Raw genomic sequence first — 19,677 nt, 5'->3', positions numbered from 1 at the left:
ATTATGCTTCGAAAAATTTGTATAGTACTGAGTCTAATCTTAATGACATCATGCAATATGGGAAATCAACCTTTGGTAATAGGGCATAGGGGAGCTATGGGCCATGAAACCGAAAATACCTTGGCTTCGGTCCAGAAGGCTTTGGATCTAGGGATAGATATGATAGAAATTGATGTGTTCAAAATAGAAAGCGGTGAGATCGTCGTTTTTCATGATGAGACCGTGGACAGGCTGGCCAATAGCGGTGGCAGAATAGAGGAATACAATATTTTCGATTTAAATAAATTGATTTTGGACGGAAATCATAAAATACCCATGCTACAGGATGTTTTAAAACTCATAGATAATCAGGTAGCGTTGAATATTGAACTAAAGGGGTCCAACACTTCGGACCGGGTCAATTTTATCATGAATTATTACATCAAAGAAAAAGGTTGGTCCGCTGAGAATTTTTTAATATCCAGTTTTAACTGGGATGAACTTAAGGAGATGCGCAAGTTAAACGCTAGTGTTGCAATCGCTGTTTTGACTGAGGACGACCCGGTAGATGCCATACCCATAGCCCAGGAATTAAATGCCGTTGCCATAAATCCTTATTACAAAAACTTGACGAGAGAGAACAATAAAATAATCAAGCAAGCCGGTTTAAAGATTTACCCATGGACAGTGAATGACGAACAAGCAATAATGGAAATGAAGCGTTTAGGGGTAGATGGTATTATTACGAACTATCCGGAACGTATTCGTTAATGTATGATGTACTTATCATAGGTGGCGGGGCGGCCGGTTTTTACAGTGCAATTCATATTGCGGAGGCCAATCCTAATTATAAGATTGCCATTTTGGAAAGGGGCAAGGAAGTATTGACGAAAGTCAAGGTTTCCGGCGGTGGACGTTGTAATGTGACTCATGCCGAATTTAATCCAAGTGAACTTACAAAAAACTATCCGCGAGGGGATAAAGAACTTTTAGGGCCTTTTCATACGTATGCCAGTGGCGATACTGTTCAATTTTTTGAAAGGAAGGGCATATCCTTAAAAATTGAGGCAGACGGTAGAATGTTCCCGGTGACGGATTCTTCTCAGACTATTATCGATTGTTTTACATCCGAAGCAAATCGTCTAGGAGTTGAAGTTTTGACAAAAACTGCTGTAACGGGTTTAGAACGAACGGAAGAAAACCTTAACGTTTGGAGGGTTCTTACACACGATACGATATTCGAAACGAAAAAAGTGCTTGTTGCCACGGGCAGTAATCCAAAAATATGGGATATGCTCTCAAAACTGGGGCATAGTATTGTGGCTCCGGTACCTTCGCTCTTCACTTTTAATATTACGGACAGCAGAATCTCCAATATCCCTGGGGTAAGTACACATGCCGAAGTCACGGTTTTGCCAAAGAAAAGCATCTATCTAAAATCAAAATATAAAAAACAAAAGGCAGCGGAGTTGTTTTCTGAAGGCCCACTTTTGATAACGCATTGGGGAATGAGTGGTCCGGCCATTCTAAAACTTTCGGCTTGGGGGGCAAGAATATTAAATGAATACGGGTATCGTTTCAAGATTAAGGTAAATTGGGTTCCGGAATACCATCAGGATGGTCTTTTAGAGTTGTTCATGGATGTCAAAAAAGTGGAAAAGAAGACCGTTATCAGAACAAAAGTGTTGGACATTCCTAAACGGCTATGGCTAAATTTGGCAAAGGCTGTCGGTATAACTGATAAGCTCACTTGGCCGGAAGTTTCCAAACAACAATTACAATCCTTGGCGGAACAATTGACCAATAGTATTTTTTTGGTTGAAGGAAAAAGTACTTTTAAAGAAGAATTCGTGACGGCGGGAGGTGTTGATCTAAAGGAAGTAAATTTTAAAAATTATGAAAGCAAATTAATGCCGAACCTTTTCTTTGCTGGTGAGGTAATCAATGTCGATGCCGTTACGGGAGGGTTCAATTTTCAGAACGCTTGGACCGGGGCTTACATAGCGGCTGCCGGAATTACTGAAAGTTTAAATTCGTAAACAACTTTTTTGATGGAAACATATATAGCGTTATTACGGGGCATAAATGTAAGCGGACAGAAAAAAGTTCCCATGGCCGAGCTTCGCAAAATTCTTGAAGATGAGGAGATGGCCAATATAAAGACCTACATACAGAGTGGAAACGTAATTTTTAAGAGCGAGTCAAATTATATCATCGCCTTAGAGAAATCAATAATGCAAAAAATTGAAAAGTATTTTGGTTTTAAAGTACCTGTATTGGTCAAGAAAGTGAGCGACATAAAAATGATTTTAGCTGCAAACCCATTTGATAATACTGAAGATTTGGAACATAACCGAATTTATTTTGTGTTGCTGCAAACAGTCCCCGAAATCTTAAAAGTCAAGGAATTTGAAACCGAAAAATTTGTAAACGAAGCGTTCAAAATTACTGACCATTGCGTTTATTTAAGTTGTAAAAACGGATATGGAAAAGCCAAGCTGAACAACAATTTAATAGAACGAAAATTGAAAGTAAAGGCCACTACCCGAAATTATAGGACTATGAAAAAACTTTTGGAACTTTCAGAAGATTAGTTCAATACCCAGATTTTATAATTTAAAAATGCCGCGAAGCAGACCCATAGCAAATAGGGAACCATTAATAACGCGGCAACCTTGCTTACTACCTTGAACCATCTAATAGTGGCTATCAATGCGATAAGAAGTGAAATGATGACAAGGAACCCCCAAAAAGGTTGTTGGAGCCCAAAAAATACAATACTCCATAAAGAATTTAGCAATAGCTGAAACCCAAAATGATACAATGCGGTCTTCACCCACTTGTGATGAAAACCTTTTCCCCAAATCCAACCGGCGGCAATGCCCATCATAACATAGAGTGCCGTCCATACTGGGGCAAAAATCTCATTTGGGGGATTAAAGCTGGGCTTGTTCAGGGTCAAGTACCAATCGTCCACAGAGGTCTGTGTGGCAATACTGGAGAGAAAACCAATAATCAGGCAAATAACGACAGAAATGAAAACGTAGGTAAGTTTCTTTTTCAAATTTATAGGGTTTCCTCTAAAATAAGGATTTATTTTTATTGGAGATGCGAAAAACTATCTTTGCAGAAATGTCGCTTTCATGACCGAAAAAGATTTCATTCCTAGAACATACGATACATTTATAGAAAAAGGTAGAGTGACCTATAAATCGCCCAGTAATATTGCCTTGGTAAAGTATTGGGGGAAAAAGGAAAATCAGATTCCGGCAAATCCGTCTATTAGCTTTACGTTGGATGCTTGCGCCACCATAACTACGGTTATCTTTTCAAAAATGGAATCGGAAAAGGATTCGTTTTCTTTTGACTTATTTTTTGAGGGAAAACCAAACGAAGATTTTAGGCCTAAAATTGAAACATTCCTTGACCGCATTGAAGTTTATTTACCTTTCTTAAAATCATATCATCTTACAATTGAAACTTCCAATTCCTTTCCGCACAGCAGTGGAATTGCGTCTTCGGCTAGTGGTATGAGTGCCTTGGCATTATGCTTAATGGAGATGGAACGAAAATTAAACGGGCAAATGACCCAAGCGCATTTCATTGCAAAAGCTTCTTTTTTAGCTCGTTTGGGATCCGGAAGCGCCTGTAGAAGTATAGAAGGTAATCTGGTACAGTGGGGCGAACATAAAGGAACGCAAGGTAGTTCGGACTTATTTGGCATTAAATACCCTTATGAAGTGCACCCTGTTTTCGAGAAGTATCATGATACTATATTATTGGTAGATAAAGGACAGAAGCAGGTGAGTAGCACGGTGGGGCATAAGTTAATGCATGGGCATCCATTTGCGGAAAATCGCTTCGCACAGGCCCATGAAAATTTAAGTGCCTTAAAAGGTATTTTTGCGAAGGGCGATTTGGATTCATTCATCAAAATCGTGGAAAGTGAGGCCTTAACGCTTCATGCCATGATGATGACCAGCCAACCCTATTTTGTTCTGATGAAACCCAACACGCTGGAAATTATTCAGAAAATATGGACTTATAGGGAAAAATCTGGAACCCATGTTTGCTTTACGTTAGATGCGGGTGCCAATGTTCATGTGTTATATCCTGAAAAAGAAAAGGAAGAAGTATACGATTTCATCCAAAAAGAGTTAGTGTTATATTGTGAAAACCAACAGCATATTTGCGACCGTATAGGCTATGGAGCCAAGAAATTGAATTAAATTGGATACTGAAAAGGTAAAATTATCGTTTTGAGTCTAGATTTTATCTATTTTGTTTAGCTATTTAAGGAAAAAGGTTAAACTTTGCATAAGAGTTCTTTATATTTATAGAGCTTTATTTAATTTTCTGTTTTAAGTAAAATGAAAGGGCCACTTTTTTATTCTAAAATCTTACTCTTTGGAGAGTACGGGATTATCAAAGATTCCAAAGGGCTTTCCATACCTTATAATTTTTATAACGGTGCTTTGAAGATGGATGATAATCTTTCTGAAATCACCAAAAAATCCAATGAAAGTTTAAGGTCCTTCGCGAATTATTTGGAAAATCTTTCTAAAGAAGAGCCGGAACTGGTAACCTTTGATTTGGAAACCTTAAAAGAGGATGTATCCAATGGGATGTACTTTGACAGTTCCATTCCCCAAGGATATGGGGTTGGGAGTAGTGGTGCTCTAGTTGCCGCTATTTACGATAAGTATGCTACGGACAAAATTACCGTACTTGAAAATCTTACAAGGGAAAAGTTGTTACGATTAAAGATGATTTTCGGTAAAATGGAGTCTTTTTTTCATGGAAAATCTTCCGGATTGGATCCTTTGAACAGTTATTTAAGTCTGCCTATCCTAATTAATTCCCAAGATAATATTGAATCTACGAGCATTCCTTCCCAGAATACGGACGGTAAAGGTGCTGTTTTCTTGCTGGATAGCGGTTCTACGGGTGAGACCGCACCCATGGTACAGCTCTTCATGGAAAAAATGAAGCAGGAAGGTTTCAGAAGCATGCTTAAAAACCAGTTTATAAAACATACGGATGCCTGCGTAGAGGATTTTGTAAATGGTAATGTAAAATCCTTGTTCGGGAATTTGAAACAACTTTCCAACGTAGTTTTGGATAACTTCAAACCTATGATTCCGTCAAAATTCCATCAACTCTGGAGACAGGGCATAGAGACCAACGAGTACTACCTTAAACTTTGCGGCTCCGGTGGTGGAGGCTATATTCTAGGCTTTACGGAAGACATAGACAAAGCCAGAACAGCGTTAAAAGACTACAATTTAGAAGTGGTTTACAACTTCTAAAATTCAAAAAATGTTTTCAAGAAAAAATAAACTCTTGCTTTTAAAAGTATTGAGTCTATTTTCCGTGGTGCGCGGATACAATATTCTTATGATTGCGCTGGCGCAGTACCTGGCATCTATTTATATACTTTCACCCGATTTACCGTTGAGGGAAGTGGTTTTCGATGCAAACCTTTTCGTAATCGTATTGGCTTCTACTTTCGTCATTGCTGCAGGATATATTATCAATAATTTTTATGATGCGGAAAAAGATTTAATAAACAAGCCTAGAAAAAGTATGTTGGATCGGTTGGTCAGCCAGCGTTTTAAGTTGTCTACCTATTTTGTGCTTAACTTTTTGGCGGTCTTTTCGGCAAGCTATGCCTCGTTTAGGGCAGTACTTTTTTTTTCGGCCTATATTTTTGGAATTTGGTTCTATTCCCACAAATTAAAAAAAGTGCCATTTGTTGGGAATTTTGTCTCGGCAACCTTGGCCATCACACCATTCTTTGCCGTTTTCGTGTACTATAAAAATTTTGAACCGGTCATTTTTGTACATGCCATGTTTCTTTTTCTGCTCATTTTAGCACGTGAAATGATAAAGGATTTGGAAAATATATCTGGGGACATGGCCCAAAATTACAGGACGATCCCCATTATTTACGGCGGTAGAATTTCTAAGATATGCATTGCTATTTTGATCATTCTTACCCTAATCCCCTCACTACTTTTAATTTATAAGTTTGATGTAGGGTTCATGAACCTTTACTTTGCCGGATGCATCATTTTATTAATACTCTTTTTGATATTATTATTAAAATCTACGACAAAAAGGCACTATGTATGGTTGCATAATATTTTGAAGTTGATTATTATCGTGGGCGTCTTTAGTATTTTACTGATTGATGTAGACCTCGTTTTAAATCGAATTTAATGATGGAAAATATATTAAAAGTCGCTTTGGCACAGATTTCTCCGGTTTGGCTGAACAAAGCTGCCACGATCAAAAAGATTGAGGCTTCTATAAATAAGGCCGCAAAAGAAGGTGCGGAACTCATTGTTTTTGGTGAGGCACTGTTACCGGGATACCCTTTTTGGTTGGCCTTAACGGATGGCGCCAAGTGGGATTTAAAGGTGAACAAAGAAATTCATGGCCACTACGTTCGTAATTCCATTCAAATAGAAGCGGGGGAATTGGATAGTATTTGTACACTGGCCAAAAAAAATAAAATCGCTATTTATTTAGGGATAATGGAACGTGCCAAGGATCGTGGCGGACATAGTATCTACTGTTCTTTAGTGTACATTGATCAGAAAGGGGAGCTAAAATCCGTACACCGTAAACTACAGCCCACGTATGATGAACGACTAACTTGGGCTCCCGGAGATGGTAATGGACTACAAGTACATTCTTTAAAACAGTTTACGGTAGGAGGTCTTAATTGCTGGGAAAATTGGATGCCCTTACCAAGGGCCGCGCTATATGGACAAGGGGAAAATCTGCATATTGCCGTCTGGCCTGGGAGTGAGCACAATACAAAAGATATCACCCGTTTTATTGCAAGGGAATCCAGAAGCTATGTCATTTCTGTTTCTTCGCTGATGAAGAAAGAAGATTTTCCGATGGATACACCGCATATTGATAAAATATTGAACGGAGCTCCGGAAGTTCTCGCCAATGGAGGATCCTGTATCGCAGGACCCGATGGGGAATGGATTCTTGAGCCGGTACTTCACAAGGAGGGGTTGATCTATCAAGATTTGGATTTTAATAGGGTATATGAAGAACGCCAGAATTTTGATGCCGTAGGCCATTATTCAAGACCTGATGTTACTAAACTTATGGTTAACAGGGAACGCCAATCTACCGTAGATTTTAAAGACTGATTTAGTTTGTTTTATCTATTTGTGCGGAAGCCATTTTCATACCTTTGCACAAAATAGAAAACTATGAGTAGGGGAGATTCCAAGAAGGATAGAAAGCCGTCGGGTAGGCAAGGAGGTAATTTTCGAAAAAAGAGTTACGCTCGAGGGAATTCTCCGATCAAAAAAAATACGCCACCTAAGCAGCCTATGGATCCTAATTCCATCCGGTTGAACAAATACGTTTCAAATTCCGGTGTATGTTCTAGAAGGGATGCCGACATTTATATTGCTGCAGGAAATATCACCGTCAATGGAAAACCCATTACAGAGATGGGATATAAAGTAAAACTTACCGACGAGGTAAAGTTCAATGGACAACTACTCAATCCTGTTAAAAAGGAATATGTACTATTGAACAAACCGAAAGACTTCACCACTACTGTACGAGACGAAAAAGGGAAAAGACATGTTTCCGGACTGATATCACAGGCTTCTAAATCCAAATTGCTGCCTGTGGATAAGTTGGATAAGGAAGATACCGGTCTTTTATTATTTACCAATGACGGAGATTTGACCAGAAATCTAAAAAGCCCTGCAAACGGACTAAGAAAACTGTATCATTTGGTATTAGACCGGGAATTGCGAAGTGCGGATTTGAAAAAGATTCAGGAAGGCATCATGGTCGATGAGAAAGTGGTACGGGTTCAAGACATCAGTTTTATAGACAATGCTCCCAAGAGAGAAGTAGGTATCGAAATCTACAGTTCGCGAAATAAAATCGTAGAACGCCTGTTCGAAGCATTGGAATACAAAATAATAAAGTCAGATCGCGTTATTTATGGTAGTCTCACCAAAAGAGATTTGCCCAGGGGACATTGGCGTTATTTAACGGACCAAGAAGTAATCAATATGAAGATAATAAAATAGTGGTCATCTACAAAAAGCCATATTTAACATTTTGGCTGTTGGCGTTTATTATTTTAGTATTAGAAGTCTGTTTTTGCAGATCTGATATCGATTCTACTTTTGATATCAATATTCATGATACCTACTATATAATATCACACGTTCATTTTTTCAGATTATTTTCAATTTGGTTTGTATTGTGTGGTTTAGGTTACTGGATTTTATTGAGATTTAAAGCTCAGCTGAAATATGGTCTTACCATATTTCATTTATTTTTTAGTTTTCTTTGTACGCTTTTGATTTTATCTGATTTTTATTTTATTGATTTTCAAAATATACCTCGCCGGTATTATCAAAATACTGTATTTTCAAATCCTAATATTGAGTATGGAATTCTTGGATTTTTAGTAGGTCAAGTTGCTTATTTTATTAATATTTTACTTTCTGCTATAAGAAGAAAATGTAACTAAAATCATATTGAAACAAAATTGAATGCGACTTTCCAATATCTAACTAATTCAATAGTTTAGAGAACAATTCCAAAGAAAATGCCACGCTTTTAGAAATCGTATTTTTCCTGTAAGCATACCGTGAAATTGTATTTTTTCAATCGCTAAAAATTTTAGGGAAAACGATTACTAACTACTGTGCGTACCCATCCCCAAACTGATAACTCAATATAAACCCGTGAGTATTTCCAAGTGGAGAGTCGTTCACGGCGAGGTTATAGTTGTAAATAGCCCTGATATTGTTAAAGAGATACACACCAGCAAGCAGGTTGATGGAGGAATTGGTCCGGTAACCCGTTCCGATTTCGAACTTGTTTTTAAAGCTCAGGGCAAGGTTAAGGTCCACTTGGAAAGGAGCTCCGTTTTCGTACTTGAACAGTAAATTGGGTTTGAGCATGAACTCCTCAAACTTACTGGAAAAAAAGCGATATCCCATATAGCCGTAGTAGACACTGTTGAGGTCCAACCCCTGGTCGTTGGATGCGAGCCTATCCCCTAGAACATTGGGTGTTGAAAAACCGATATGAAAGTTGGCCAGGTTCAGAAGTATTCCCAAACCCACGGTAGGTACGGTGGCGTCTACGTTCTGTGTAAAGTTCGGGTCTCCCATAATTCCTAATTGCAAAAGGTCTTCCTGATATTGCTGTACCCCGGGCGATATGGAAAAAGATAGGGAATTAGGAATATAGATTTGCCAATAGGGTCTATTGGACTTTGTGTCAAAAAATATTTTATAGGAATAGGTAGCAAACGCACTGGTAGAAGTGGTAACACCTATTTGATCACGAACGATTCCCGCGCCGAGACCTACTTTTCCGCGATTTAGCGGTGTATGAAAACTCACGGCAAAACTTCTGGGACTCCCTTCCAGTTGATTGAAAAACCCGGCATTGCTGAGGGACAGTTCTGCATTCGGGGTGAGCCCTGCATAAGCGGAGTTGATGAGATAGGGATTGTTGTTGTACTCCGAAAAGGTCGGGGTCTGTTGTGCGGTACTATTTTTGATACCGAACATGGCAAGACATACCATCACCAAAGAGGTGAAACTTTTTTTAATGGGCATCATATTGTTATCGCTTTAAGAGTAGGTATCCAGTTGTTTTCTTGAGAAGGGTCTCTCCTTCGATCTGTATGTCAAAGAAATAGGTTCCGGAAGGCAGCTGTCCGGCTCCCATTTTCGTTCTCATATTCGCAGTACCTTCAAACACATTATTATTGTTGTCGTAATTATTGATAGTGAAAACCATATCACCCCATCTATTGTAAATGTTGACTACATTCTCTGGATGATATTGAATATTGTCAATATGCCAATATTCATTGATGCCATCACCGTCCGGAGAGAAGCCATATTTTGTCTCATCTTCGGGAATCAATGTCATGAAGGATTGCGCTGCACACTGTTCGGCATCCCCAACAGTGTTGTACGGTGTAATGGTCACGTAGATTTCAGTATCGAACGGGAATTCCCTTGTAGGAGTATAGTTCGTATCCATACCAACATCCAAATTGTCCAGAATGTCCGTTCCAGAAGGATTGGTCCCTAAGGATAGACGGTAACCTGTAGCATTCTCCACAACTTCCCAACTTATGGTAGTTTCTAGCGGTATATCAATAGCTCTGTTAGCAGGACTGATCAATGTGGAACAATTCGGTGCTATTATTTCCGTTTCGAAACTATCCGAAGCACATCCTGTGGCCTCACCTGAAGTATTGTATGGGATTACCATAACATAAATACGTGTTTCAGAAGGTAAATCCTCGGCAAACGTATAACTCGTTAAAGAAGCCACATCTTCGTTGTTTACGATATCGGTTCCGTTTGGAGCAGTACCTACGGAAACACGGTATCCGTCGGCATCAAAGACGGGGTTCCAAGAAACATCCGACATTACGGAAACCTGTGTCGCATTGTTTAACGGTGAAATTAAGTTTGTACAAGTTGGTATGGGTCTTATGGTAAAACTTTCCGAAGTACATCCAATGGCATCGCCAACTTCATTGAAAGGAACAATGGTAACGGTGACTACTTCTCCTTGTGTAAAGTCATTAGGAAAAACATAGGTTGTTCCAATGAATTCAAAATCGGTTACATTGTTAATAGTAGTATTACTGCCGTTGATCGTTAACCTATAACCATCTGCATTCGCTATGGCGTTCCACGTGATGTCCCTAGCCTGTGCAAGAACATCTCCGTTCGCAGGTATAGTCAGATTGGTACAGTCAGGAACTGATTCAATTGTAAAACGTTCCGAAGTACAACCTATGGCATTCCCTATTTCATTATATGGGGTAATGGTTACCGTTACTATTTCTCCCTGTTCAAATTCGTTAGCGAAACTGTAGGATGTATTCGTGCTGACATCAACGTCGGTTAAATTATTAGCAGTACTTGAACTGGCATTTACCGTTAATCTATATCCATCGGCATCTGCAATAGGTGTCCAAGAAATATCAGTATCTACCGGTACTTCAATGGCATTATTTGCAGGTACGACCAGATTGGTACAGTTAGGCACAGGCTTAATAGTAAAGTTTTCGGATAAGCAACCGATAGCATCCCCGATTTCATTATAAGGGATTATGGTCACAGTAACGGTTTCGCCTTGTTCAAAATCATTGGGGAAACTGTAGCTTGTTCCCGTTGGAATGTCCAAAGCGGTTACGTCATTTGCGGTACTGCTACTAGCATTGACGGTCAGCGTATATCCGTCCGCGTCCGCACTAGCATTCCATTCAATACTGGAAAGATTTATAGCAACATTGGTATCAAGATTAGCAGGAGCTATCAGGCTAGTACACAATGGCGGACCGTCTGTCATAAAACTTTGTTCGGTACAGCCGGTAGAATCACCGTTTACGTTATAGGCCGTAATATTTACGTATATCGTTGTATTTTCAGGAAGGTCATCGGCTAAGTCAAACGTGGTTACATCACCTAGGTCTCCTGTGAATATCTCCGTGCCGCCACTTGAGGTACCTACCGTTAAACGATAACCATCAGCTGTACCCGAACCATCCCATGAGATATTGGTGTCCAAAGTTACTCCTTCCGCCCCGTTCAACGGGTCTGACAATAATACACAAGATGGAGGGCTTGAAGAATCTCCTGTTTGAAAGGTTTCCTCAATACAGCCTGTTGCATCGCCCACGTCATTGTAAGGGATAATAGTAACATAATACCTTCTGTTTTCTAACAAATCATCCGAAATATCAAAAGTGGTCATGTTGCCTACATCGATATTGTTTTCGACTTCTATACCACCTGATGTGGTTCCAACACTAACCAAATAGCCCGTTGCACCATCAACAGGTGTCCAACTTAAATTGGTATCAATGGGGACATCGGTATCGTTATTTGCTGGACTTATCAAATTGGTACAACTAGGAGGAACGGGAATCAATTCGGTATCAAAACTTTCCTCTACACAACTCATTGCATCGCCTTCATCATTATAAGGCGTTACAGTTACGAAAATATCAGTGTCTTCAGGAAGGTCTGTACTAAATTCGTAGATGAGACTATTACCCACATCTTCGTCATCTACTAAATCGTTGCCTCCTGTAGTTGTTCCTACGGTTAACCGGTATCCATCAGCATTAGAAATGGGATTCCAACTTAAATCCGTAGTAATCTCAACATCATTATCACCGTTCAAAGGTTCGTTCAAGTTGGTACAATCCGGTATGGTTGCAGGGTCACTCGAGATTGTGAAACTTTCCTCGGTACAGGGTCCTACGGCATCCCCTTCATCGTTAAAAGGAATTATAGTTACATAAACGACATCACCGGTATTGAAATCAGATGTAAATTCGTATGAAGTTTCGTCATTGATCGTTTCGTCATCCACTATGTCGTTTCCAATGGGGCTGGTTCCTACCGTAAGACGGTACCCTCTTGCATACAATGCAGGTTCCCAAGTGATATTGGTATTAACAGGCACGTCGGTGTCGCCGTTCAGCGGAGAGGTCAATACGGTACATTCCGGTATAGGACAGTCTCTGACATCACCCACAATATTCCAACCGTACGTATCAATAATAGATTGCCTTTCCTCAAGCGCATCACAGTAGGGTAATGTTAACGCTCCAAAAGTTATACCTGGGGTAAGTGTCAGTTCTGACCACGCAATCAGGATATTGTCATAATTGGTACGTTCAATAGCGGTGTTGTCCAACATGTTTTGCATATCGGTGATATTGCTTACGTCCCACTCAGCTAAAGATTGGTTAAAGGCAGTAGCGTCCCTTAAAAAGTTTCGCATATTTGTAGTTCCTAAAATCCAACTATCCATATGCTGATTATAACTGGTCGCGTTTTGGAACATACTTTCCATATTCAGTACTCCGGATACTCGCCAATTAGAAATGTCTTGGTCAAATGCGATTGCGGTATTGAACATATCCTCCATTGTAGTAACCCCTCTCACGTTCCAACTTCCTATAGCTCCATTAAATGCCGTTGCGCTTTGGAACATACTTTCCATATCGGTTACCGAAGCAACATTCCAAGAATCTAAGTCTTGATTAAAAGTTAAGGCTCCCTGAAACATACTGCGCATGGTTTGAACAAAAGATACGTTCCAACCATTAATATTTTGGTTAAAGGTTTCTGCACCTTCAAACATTTCCTGCATGGTCAGCACTTCACCGGTATCCCAGCTTTGTATAGGCTGGTCAAATAATAGGGCATCTTTGAACATGGATTGCATGTTGGTAACAGAAGCAACGTTCCAGTTGCCGATTTCTTCATTGAAAGCAGCGGTACCTTCAAACATTGACGGCATTAATGTTACTGAGGATACGACCCAAGAATTCAAAGGCTGATTGAACGCGAGGGCATACCTGAACATGGAGGACATGTTCGCTACCGCACTCACGTCCCATTCGTTCAAAGGTTGATCAAATGCTTCAGCGGACTCGAACATAGTGCTCATGTTTACGACAGAATCTACTTCCCATTCATCCATTGGTTGATTATATGCTAGGGCCCTTCTGAACATCGAATTCATATCAATGACATTGGTCACATCCCAATCATTGAGGTTTTGGTCAAAGGTTGAAGCAAATCGGAACATCCCGGACATATTGGTTACGGCCAGAACATTCCAATTATTCATTGGCTGATCGTATGACGTTGCAGATGAAAACATAAGTGACATATTGGTCACTTTATCTACGTCCCAATCATTGAGGTTTTGGTTGAATGCAGAAGCTGAACTGAACATACTTTGCATGGTCAGTACTTCATCTACTTTCCAAAGATTTAAAGGTTGATTGAAGGCAGTAGCGGATGAAAACATACTGGACATATTTGTAACATTATCTACATCCCAATCATTCAAAGGTTGGTTAAAAGATGTTGCGTTATTGAACATACTGGCCATATCCGTAACCTTAATCACATCCCATCCGTTAAGGGGTTGATTGAACGCTATAGCACCTCTGAACATGCTGTTCATATTTTCGACATTTCCTACTTCCCACATCCCAATGGGTTTGTCAAATGCCGGTGCAGAATCTAACATTTGGGCCATGGTAGTTACACTGGACACATCCCATAGATCCATAGGTTGATTATAAATAGAGGCCTGGTAAAACATGTTGCTCATATTTTCAACATTACCAACGTCCCAATTATTGATGTCTCCATTGAAATTAATGGCTCGGCGAAACATACTACTCATAATAGTTACCTGAGATAAATCAGGTATATCCGTTGCGTTATATACCATGTTTTCACAGAAGTATGCAGTTTGTCTCATACTTTTCCATTCATAGGTGCCCCATTGATCTATGGATAAAAGTTTTAGGTTATCTCGGTTGGAGGAATTGTAAATGTGTGAGGGATAATCTCGTATTATGGAAACCGTGTAGATGCCCGGTGAGGGGTAGGTATGGGTTATTTCACTGGTTACATTATTATCAAATTGATCATCTCCCCAATCAACGGAATAATTATAGTCGTTTCTATAGGTATTGTTATGTTCCAGTCTAAGTTGATTTATTCCGGATGAATTTCTATCCAAGTTTCTAGTATCGATTGTAAATTTAAATGCATCGGGGCTGTTGACCCAAGATGGTACTACCGTAAAACTTTCTTCGGTACATCCAGTTGCACGACCATCGGTGTCGTTGTAGGGTACAACGGTCACGAACACTTCATCGCCTGGTTGCAATAGATCGTTACCGCCTCCGTCTTCTAAATTTAGACCGGTTGTATTACCACCAACTACTTGAAGATCATTGAACGGGGTGGACGTGACGCCTCCACGCTCGATCCTAACGGTAACATAGTAACCTGTTGCACCGGGTGTCTGCGCCCAAGTCAGGTTCGCACTCGCAGGGACGTTCGTATCTCCATCAATTGGTGAAATCAATTCTGTGCACAGTACAAATGAGCAATTCACAATATCTCCGGTGATGTTCCAGCTAAAATTGTCTATAAGGTCTTGTCTTTCATCTAATGCGTCACAATAGTTTAGGCCGGTAGCCCCCAAACTTATATTTTCGCGCACTGTCTGTGCGGCCCAACCGATCAAGGTATTGTCATAGTTTTCCTGTGACAGTCCTGAGTTTGAAAGCATATCGTTCATGGCCGATACGTTGCTAATGTTCCAAGAGCCCAGATCAAGGTCAAAGGCAGCGGCATTTTGGAACATTCCTCTCATATTTGTAGCCGAGTCCATTACCCAACCTCTAAGGTCTTGGTTAAAGAGCGTTGCATTCTGGAACATATTGCTGAAGTTGGTGACCAACGTCACGTCCCAAGTGTCCAATGGTTGATTAAATTGACTTGCAGCACTGAACATACCGGACAGGTTTGTAATTGCGGTGGGCGTCCAAGCGTTTAGGGGCTGATTGAATGCTTCGGCTCCCCTGAACATATTACTCATGTTTTCTACTTTGCCAACATTCCAACCCGTAATATCTTGGTTGAATAGTATAACATTTTCGAACATTCCGCTCATATTGGTTACTTCATTGACCAACCATAGATTCAGTGGTTGGTTGAAGGATGGGCAATCCCTGAACATATTGCTCATATCTTCTACTTTGCTCACATCCCAAGCATTTAAAGGCTGATCAAATATCATGTCTATGAAGAAACCATCGAACATTCCGCTCATATTGGTTACGTTGCTTACATCCCAGTTTTCAAGGGGTTGATTAAACCTTGTTGCTCTATGAAACATTTGCGACATATCCGTCACTGCACTCACGGTCCAATTATTGATATCTTGGTTAAAATTGCTATACTGCGAGAACATACCGGACATATCCGTTACTTTATCCACGTTCCAACTAGTCAATGGTAAGTCATATGCTGAACCTTCGAACATATTTGACATATCCGTCACATTATCTACCGTCCAGTCATTTAGTGGCTGATTAAAGCTATTTGTATAACGGAAGGCTCCGCTCATGTTCAACACTTGTGTCGTATTCCAATTACTAATGTTCCTATTGAACCTGCCCGCACCACTGAACATTAATGACATGTCGGTTACGTTATCAACTCGCCAATTATCCAAGGGTTCATTAAAAAGGTTCGCACCTGAAAATGTCTCAGACATATTGGTGACGGCATTTGTGGTCCAACGGTCCACAGGTCGATTAAAAACGCGTGCACCAGCAAATAATCCCGACATATTTTCAATAGTGCTAACATCCCAATTGTTTACGATACCATTGAATGTGATGCAATTCCTGAACATGTTTTGCAATGTGGTAACAGCACTTAAATCAGGCGCGTCAATAGAGTCGAAATTCAAGTTTTCGCAACCATGAAAAGCATCTTCCATAGTCTGCCACTCAATAGTACCCCAACTCAAGATTTCAATGATTTTAAGCTTATCTCCCGTATTATTGAAATATATGGCAGGAAACGTACCGCTAATGGATATGGTATAGTTGCCGGGTGTGGAGTAGGTATGAGTAATATCTCCTGTTACGCCAGTATCATTGTTGCCATCTCCCCAATCTACATCATAATTGTAGGTGGTATACGCTGGGTTTGTTGGTATGGTGATTTCGTTGGCCAATGAAGAGCCGAAACTTTCGTTGGTCGTATTCCAGATAGCTGAAAAATCTTGGGCAAATAGGTTACAACTTAAAAATAGTAGAAAAAGGGGAAATAGTTTCTTAGTCATGGTGGTTAAAAAAGTGTTTGATAGTAACGGAAACTGTCAGTAAATATTTTAACATTTATTTTAATTCACGGTTTTCAGGGAGGTGTTAAATACAAATGTAATAGGAGGGTTTTTCCCCTAAAACACGGTAAACCGTGAATCTTCTAAATCCAAAATGTTCTTATTTTAAAAGTAGATAGAGACTTTATGATTGAGCTTTCTAGGGATGTTGTTGCAGATGGATTAAACGACTTTAATCCTATTTGTCCTTTCAACAAGATTGCTCTTAAGCACTTAGTTGGGTGTAAAGGCGATGAAGAACTACACGCAATTGTATTTCTTTTCAATACTTTCCCACCAAGGTTTCAGGATAACGTGGAACAGACGATTCCTACGCGTTTAACCCCAACTGTTGAAAATTGAATTCAGAAATATGGATTTTGAGCACTAATAATTACATGCTGAATGCTCTAGTAGAAATAAAAAAATCACCTTAAATACAGAAAATGGAAACGTACGGTTGTATACATTTCAATTTGTTCATTATCTATTTCCCAGTCGTTGCGAAATTAAAATAGATTGTCCATTTTCTTTTGGATTGCCTCCAAACATAAATTCCCCGAGCTACCTTCGTGCGTGTGTTCAATATCCCGTTTTGGAGAAAAAGTCCCAGCTTGAATTTCTTGCCCCATTTTTTTATAGGCATCCCTAAAAGGCATTCCGTTTTGAACTAATTCGTTCAAGGTATCTACGCTAAAAAGATAATCGTATTTGGGGTCTTCCAAGATATTTTTATTAATCTTGATTTCTTTAAGGCTGAAAGTCAAAATCTCCAAACAAGCTTTTATATCTTGAATAGCAGGAACAATGATTTCCTTCACCAATTGCAGATCCCTGTGGTAACCGCTTGGGAGGTTGTTGATGACCAATGTTAATTGATTTGGCACAGCTTGAAGTTTATTGCACTTACCACGAACCAACTCAAAAACATCTGGATTTTTTTTATGCGGCATGATACTACTGCCTGTGGTTAATTCATCTGGAAAGGAGATAAAATCAAAATTCTGACTCATATACAAACAGATGTCCATGGCCATTTTTGATAATGTAGCGGCGATACTTGCAATTCCAAATGCAGTAGCTTTTTCTACTTTCCCTCGTCCCATTTGGGCAGCGACAACATTGTATTTCTGGGTTTTAAATCCCATTTCTTTCGTAGTGAAAGACCTATCTATCGGGAAAGAACTTCCGTAACCTGCCGCACTTCCTAACGGATTTTGGTCTACAATTTTATTGGCAGCTTCAACAAAATATAGATCGTCTATTAAACTCTCCGCATAGGCCGAAAACCATAAGCCAAAAGAGGAGGGCATGGCAATTTGCAAGTGCGTATAACCGGGTAACAGGACTTTTTTATGCTCTTCGGCCAAATTCATCAATAAATCAAAAAGCGACTTGGTTTGCGATTTAATTTCTAAAAGCTCGTCCTTTAAATACAAATGCATCGCCACTAGCACCTGATCGTTTCGCGAACGTGCCGTATGAATTTTTTTGCCAGTGTCTCCCAATTTTTCGGTCAGTAAGAATTCAATTTTGGAATGCATGTCCTCAAAGGAATCCTCAATGGTAAATTCACCATTTCCTATGGTTTTGCCTATATTTTCTAATTCGTTCACCAAGGCTATAGTTTCCGTATTAGTGAGCAATCCAATTTTTCCCAACATTTTCGCATGGGCTTTGGATGCCATTACATCATACTTTGCCAAAAATAAATCAAGTTCCCTATCGTTACCCACCGTAAAGTGGTCTATTTTTTTGTCGGTGCTAAAGCCTTTGTCCCAGAGTTTCATGTTAAATAGATGTTAGATTTTAGATAAAAGATATAAGACGGACCAACTTTAGTCTAGCATCTCATATCTAACATCTCAATTCTGTTTTATAAATCCTTCTAATATTTTAATATATAAATCGATTCCTTCTTCTATCTCATGAACATAAATATATTCATTTGCGGAGTGCGAACGCGTACTGTCCCCAGGTCCCAATTTTAAGGATTGACAAGTCAATGCCGCCTGGTCGGAAAGGGTAGGGGAACCATAGGTGGTCCTTCCCAAGGCAATGCCCGATTGTACCAACGGATGGTCTCTATCAATCTTCGAGGAATTCAATTTAAGCCCTCGCTCCTTAATCTCACAGGGTGCTTGGGATTTCAATAAATCCGCAATTTCTTTATTGGAATAGGCATCGTTCACCCTGACATCAACTACCAATTCTACTTGCGAAGGTACTACGTTATGTTGGCTGCCCCCATTAATTTGTGTTACGGTCATTTTCACATCGCCCAACGCTTTCGAGGTTTTCTCGAATTTGTAATTCTTGAACCATTCCAACACTTCAATCGTGTTGTAAATGGAATTGTTATCGTTCGGATGTGCGGCATGGGACGGTGTTCCTTTTACAACGGCATCAAATACGACCAACCCTTTTTCGGCGATGGCCAATTGCATGAGCGTGGGTTCGCCCACAATGGCTACATCAATCTTAGGAAGGCTCGGCAACAATCCTCTTAAACTGTTTTCCCCGGCATTTTCTTCCTCCATGGAAGCTACCATTAGCAAATTATGGTTTAGATTTTCAATTTCGTAGAAATATGTGAAGGTGGCCAATAACGAAACCAAACATCCGCCGGCATCATTACTGCCCAAACCGTACAGTTTACCCTCTTCAACATGTGGATAAAACGGGTCTTTGGTATAGGCTTTGTTAGGTTTTACAGTATCATGATGAGAGTTCAACAATAAGGTTGGTTTATTCTCGTCCCAATATTTATTCTTTGCAAAAACATTGTTGTGAATACGCTCAAATGGGATGCCGAAGGCCTTGAACCAATCTTCTATAGCATTGGCCGTTTTATCTTCTTCACCAGAAAATGATTGGATTGAAATCAGTTGTTTCAATAAATCTAATGCTTTCTCTGTCAATTTTTCCTGCATCATT

Annotated in this window: 13 protein-coding genes; 8 read left to right on the top strand and 5 right to left on the bottom strand. The window is 39.8% G+C overall.

All coding sequences use genetic code 11. From position 1 onward, the window contains the following. Positions 1-57 precede the first annotated feature (57 nt). The 3 genes from ACKWBX_RS12445 to ACKWBX_RS12435 are packed head-to-tail and all read left to right on the top strand — an operon-like array spanning position 58 to position 2,573. Positions 58-750 carry a glycerophosphodiester phosphodiesterase gene (locus tag ACKWBX_RS12445; protein WP_413969024.1) on the top strand — a complete coding sequence of 231 codons (693 nt, stop codon included), beginning with the start codon at positions 58-60 and terminating at the stop codon, positions 748-750. After that, positions 750-2,018: a BaiN/RdsA family NAD(P)/FAD-dependent oxidoreductase gene (locus ACKWBX_RS12440; protein ID WP_413969023.1), complete on the top strand. Its 1,269-nt coding sequence runs from the start codon at positions 750-752 to the stop codon at positions 2,016-2,018. The genes ACKWBX_RS12445 and ACKWBX_RS12440 overlap by 1 nt, the downstream gene beginning before the upstream one ends. A 12-nt stretch (positions 2,019-2,030) precedes the next feature. Further along, positions 2,031-2,573 (top strand): DUF1697 domain-containing protein, encoded by a 543-nt coding sequence (locus ACKWBX_RS12435; protein ID WP_413969022.1) that lies wholly within the window; start codon positions 2,031-2,033, stop codon positions 2,571-2,573. Here ACKWBX_RS12435 and ACKWBX_RS12430 read toward each other — a convergent pair. Beyond that, the gene (locus ACKWBX_RS12430; protein ID WP_413969021.1) at positions 2,570-3,043 is read right to left on the bottom strand and encodes a TspO/MBR family protein; all 474 of its coding nucleotides are present in this window, start codon (positions 3,041-3,043) and stop codon (positions 2,570-2,572) included. The two genes, ACKWBX_RS12435 and ACKWBX_RS12430, sit on opposite strands and share 4 nt — an antisense overlap. A 79-nt stretch (positions 3,044-3,122) precedes the next feature. Here ACKWBX_RS12430 and mvaD point away from each other — a divergent pair, with 79 nt between their 5' ends. The 5 genes from mvaD to ACKWBX_RS12405 all read left to right on the top strand — a co-directional run bounded on the left by mvaD (position 3,123) and on the right by ACKWBX_RS12405 (position 8,060). After that, entirely contained in the window at positions 3,123-4,208 is a 1,086-nt protein-coding gene (mvaD, locus tag ACKWBX_RS12425) for a diphosphomevalonate decarboxylase (RefSeq protein ID WP_413969020.1), read from the top strand. Positions 4,209-4,349: 141 nt separating this feature from the next. Next, positions 4,350-5,288: a mevalonate kinase family protein gene (locus ACKWBX_RS12420; RefSeq protein ID WP_413969019.1), complete on the top strand. Its 939-nt coding sequence runs from the start codon at positions 4,350-4,352 to the stop codon at positions 5,286-5,288. A 10-nt stretch (positions 5,289-5,298) separates the two neighbouring features. After that, on the top strand, positions 5,299-6,201 hold the full coding sequence (locus ACKWBX_RS12415) for a geranylgeranylglycerol-phosphate geranylgeranyltransferase (protein ID WP_413969018.1): 903 nt from the start codon (positions 5,299-5,301) through the stop codon (positions 6,199-6,201). A gap of 2 nt (positions 6,202-6,203) precedes the next feature. Further along, positions 6,204-7,154, top strand: coding sequence for a carbon-nitrogen hydrolase family protein (locus tag ACKWBX_RS12410; RefSeq protein WP_413969444.1), 951 nt, complete (start codon positions 6,204-6,206; stop codon positions 7,152-7,154). A gap of 63 nt (positions 7,155-7,217) precedes the next feature. Next, positions 7,218-8,060 (top strand): pseudouridine synthase, encoded by an 843-nt coding sequence (locus ACKWBX_RS12405; protein WP_413969017.1) that lies wholly within the window; start codon positions 7,218-7,220, stop codon positions 8,058-8,060. A gap of 621 nt (positions 8,061-8,681) precedes the next feature. On the opposite strand, the gene ACKWBX_RS12400 is transcribed toward ACKWBX_RS12405, so the two are convergent. The 4 genes from ACKWBX_RS12400 to ACKWBX_RS12385 all read right to left on the bottom strand — a co-directional run bounded on the left by ACKWBX_RS12400 (position 8,682) and on the right by ACKWBX_RS12385 (position 19,676). Then, on the bottom strand, positions 8,682-9,614 hold the full coding sequence (locus ACKWBX_RS12400) for a PorP/SprF family type IX secretion system membrane protein (RefSeq protein ID WP_413969016.1): 933 nt from the start codon (positions 9,612-9,614) through the stop codon (positions 8,682-8,684). Between the two features lie 4 nt (positions 9,615-9,618). Further along, positions 9,619-16,701 (bottom strand): BspA family leucine-rich repeat surface protein, encoded by a 7,083-nt coding sequence (locus ACKWBX_RS12395; RefSeq protein WP_413969015.1) that lies wholly within the window; start codon positions 16,699-16,701, stop codon positions 9,619-9,621. 548 nt (positions 16,702-17,249) lie between these two features. After that, positions 17,250-18,530 (bottom strand): argininosuccinate lyase, encoded by a 1,281-nt coding sequence (gene argH, locus ACKWBX_RS12390; protein ID WP_413969014.1) that lies wholly within the window; start codon positions 18,528-18,530, stop codon positions 17,250-17,252. Positions 18,531-18,605: 75 nt separating this feature from the next. Next, positions 18,606-19,676 (bottom strand): M20 family metallo-hydrolase, encoded by a 1,071-nt coding sequence (locus ACKWBX_RS12385; protein WP_413969013.1) that lies wholly within the window; start codon positions 19,674-19,676, stop codon positions 18,606-18,608. Position 19,677: the final 1 nt, after the last annotated feature.

It is taken from the genome of Maribacter algae (genome assembly GCF_047345745.1).
In the GTDB taxonomy this organism is placed as follows: domain Bacteria; phylum Bacteroidota; class Bacteroidia; order Flavobacteriales; family Flavobacteriaceae; genus Maribacter.
This window is presented reverse-complemented; position numbering and strand designations above follow the sequence as displayed.

Excerpts from the sequence above, each read along its gene's own strand:
- mvaD (WP_413969020.1), top strand. The coding sequence starts at position 3,123 with ATGACCGAAAAAGATTTCATTCCTAGAACATACGATACATTTATAGAA.
- ACKWBX_RS12415 (WP_413969018.1), top strand. The coding sequence starts at position 5,299 with ATGTTTTCAAGAAAAAATAAACTCTTGCTTTTAAAAGTATTGAGTCTA.
- ACKWBX_RS12435 (WP_413969022.1), top strand. The coding sequence starts at position 2,031 with ATGGAAACATATATAGCGTTATTACGGGGCATAAATGTAAGCGGACAG.
- ACKWBX_RS12405 (WP_413969017.1), top strand. The coding sequence starts at position 7,218 with ATGAGTAGGGGAGATTCCAAGAAGGATAGAAAGCCGTCGGGTAGGCAA.
- ACKWBX_RS12385 (WP_413969013.1), bottom strand. The coding sequence starts at position 19,676 with ATGATGCAGGAAAAATTGACAGAGAAAGCATTAGATTTATTGAAACAA.
- ACKWBX_RS12420 (WP_413969019.1), top strand. The coding sequence starts at position 4,350 with ATGAAAGGGCCACTTTTTTATTCTAAAATCTTACTCTTTGGAGAGTAC.
- ACKWBX_RS12395 (WP_413969015.1), bottom strand. The coding sequence starts at position 16,701 with ATGACTAAGAAACTATTTCCCCTTTTTCTACTATTTTTAAGTTGTAAC.
- argH (WP_413969014.1), bottom strand. The coding sequence starts at position 18,530 with ATGAAACTCTGGGACAAAGGCTTTAGCACCGACAAAAAAATAGACCAC.
- ACKWBX_RS12400 (WP_413969016.1), bottom strand. The coding sequence starts at position 9,614 with ATGATGCCCATTAAAAAAAGTTTCACCTCTTTGGTGATGGTATGTCTT.
- ACKWBX_RS12410 (WP_413969444.1), top strand. The coding sequence starts at position 6,204 with ATGGAAAATATATTAAAAGTCGCTTTGGCACAGATTTCTCCGGTTTGG.
- ACKWBX_RS12440 (WP_413969023.1), top strand. The coding sequence starts at position 750 with ATGTATGATGTACTTATCATAGGTGGCGGGGCGGCCGGTTTTTACAGT.
- ACKWBX_RS12445 (WP_413969024.1), top strand. The coding sequence starts at position 58 with ATGGGAAATCAACCTTTGGTAATAGGGCATAGGGGAGCTATGGGCCAT.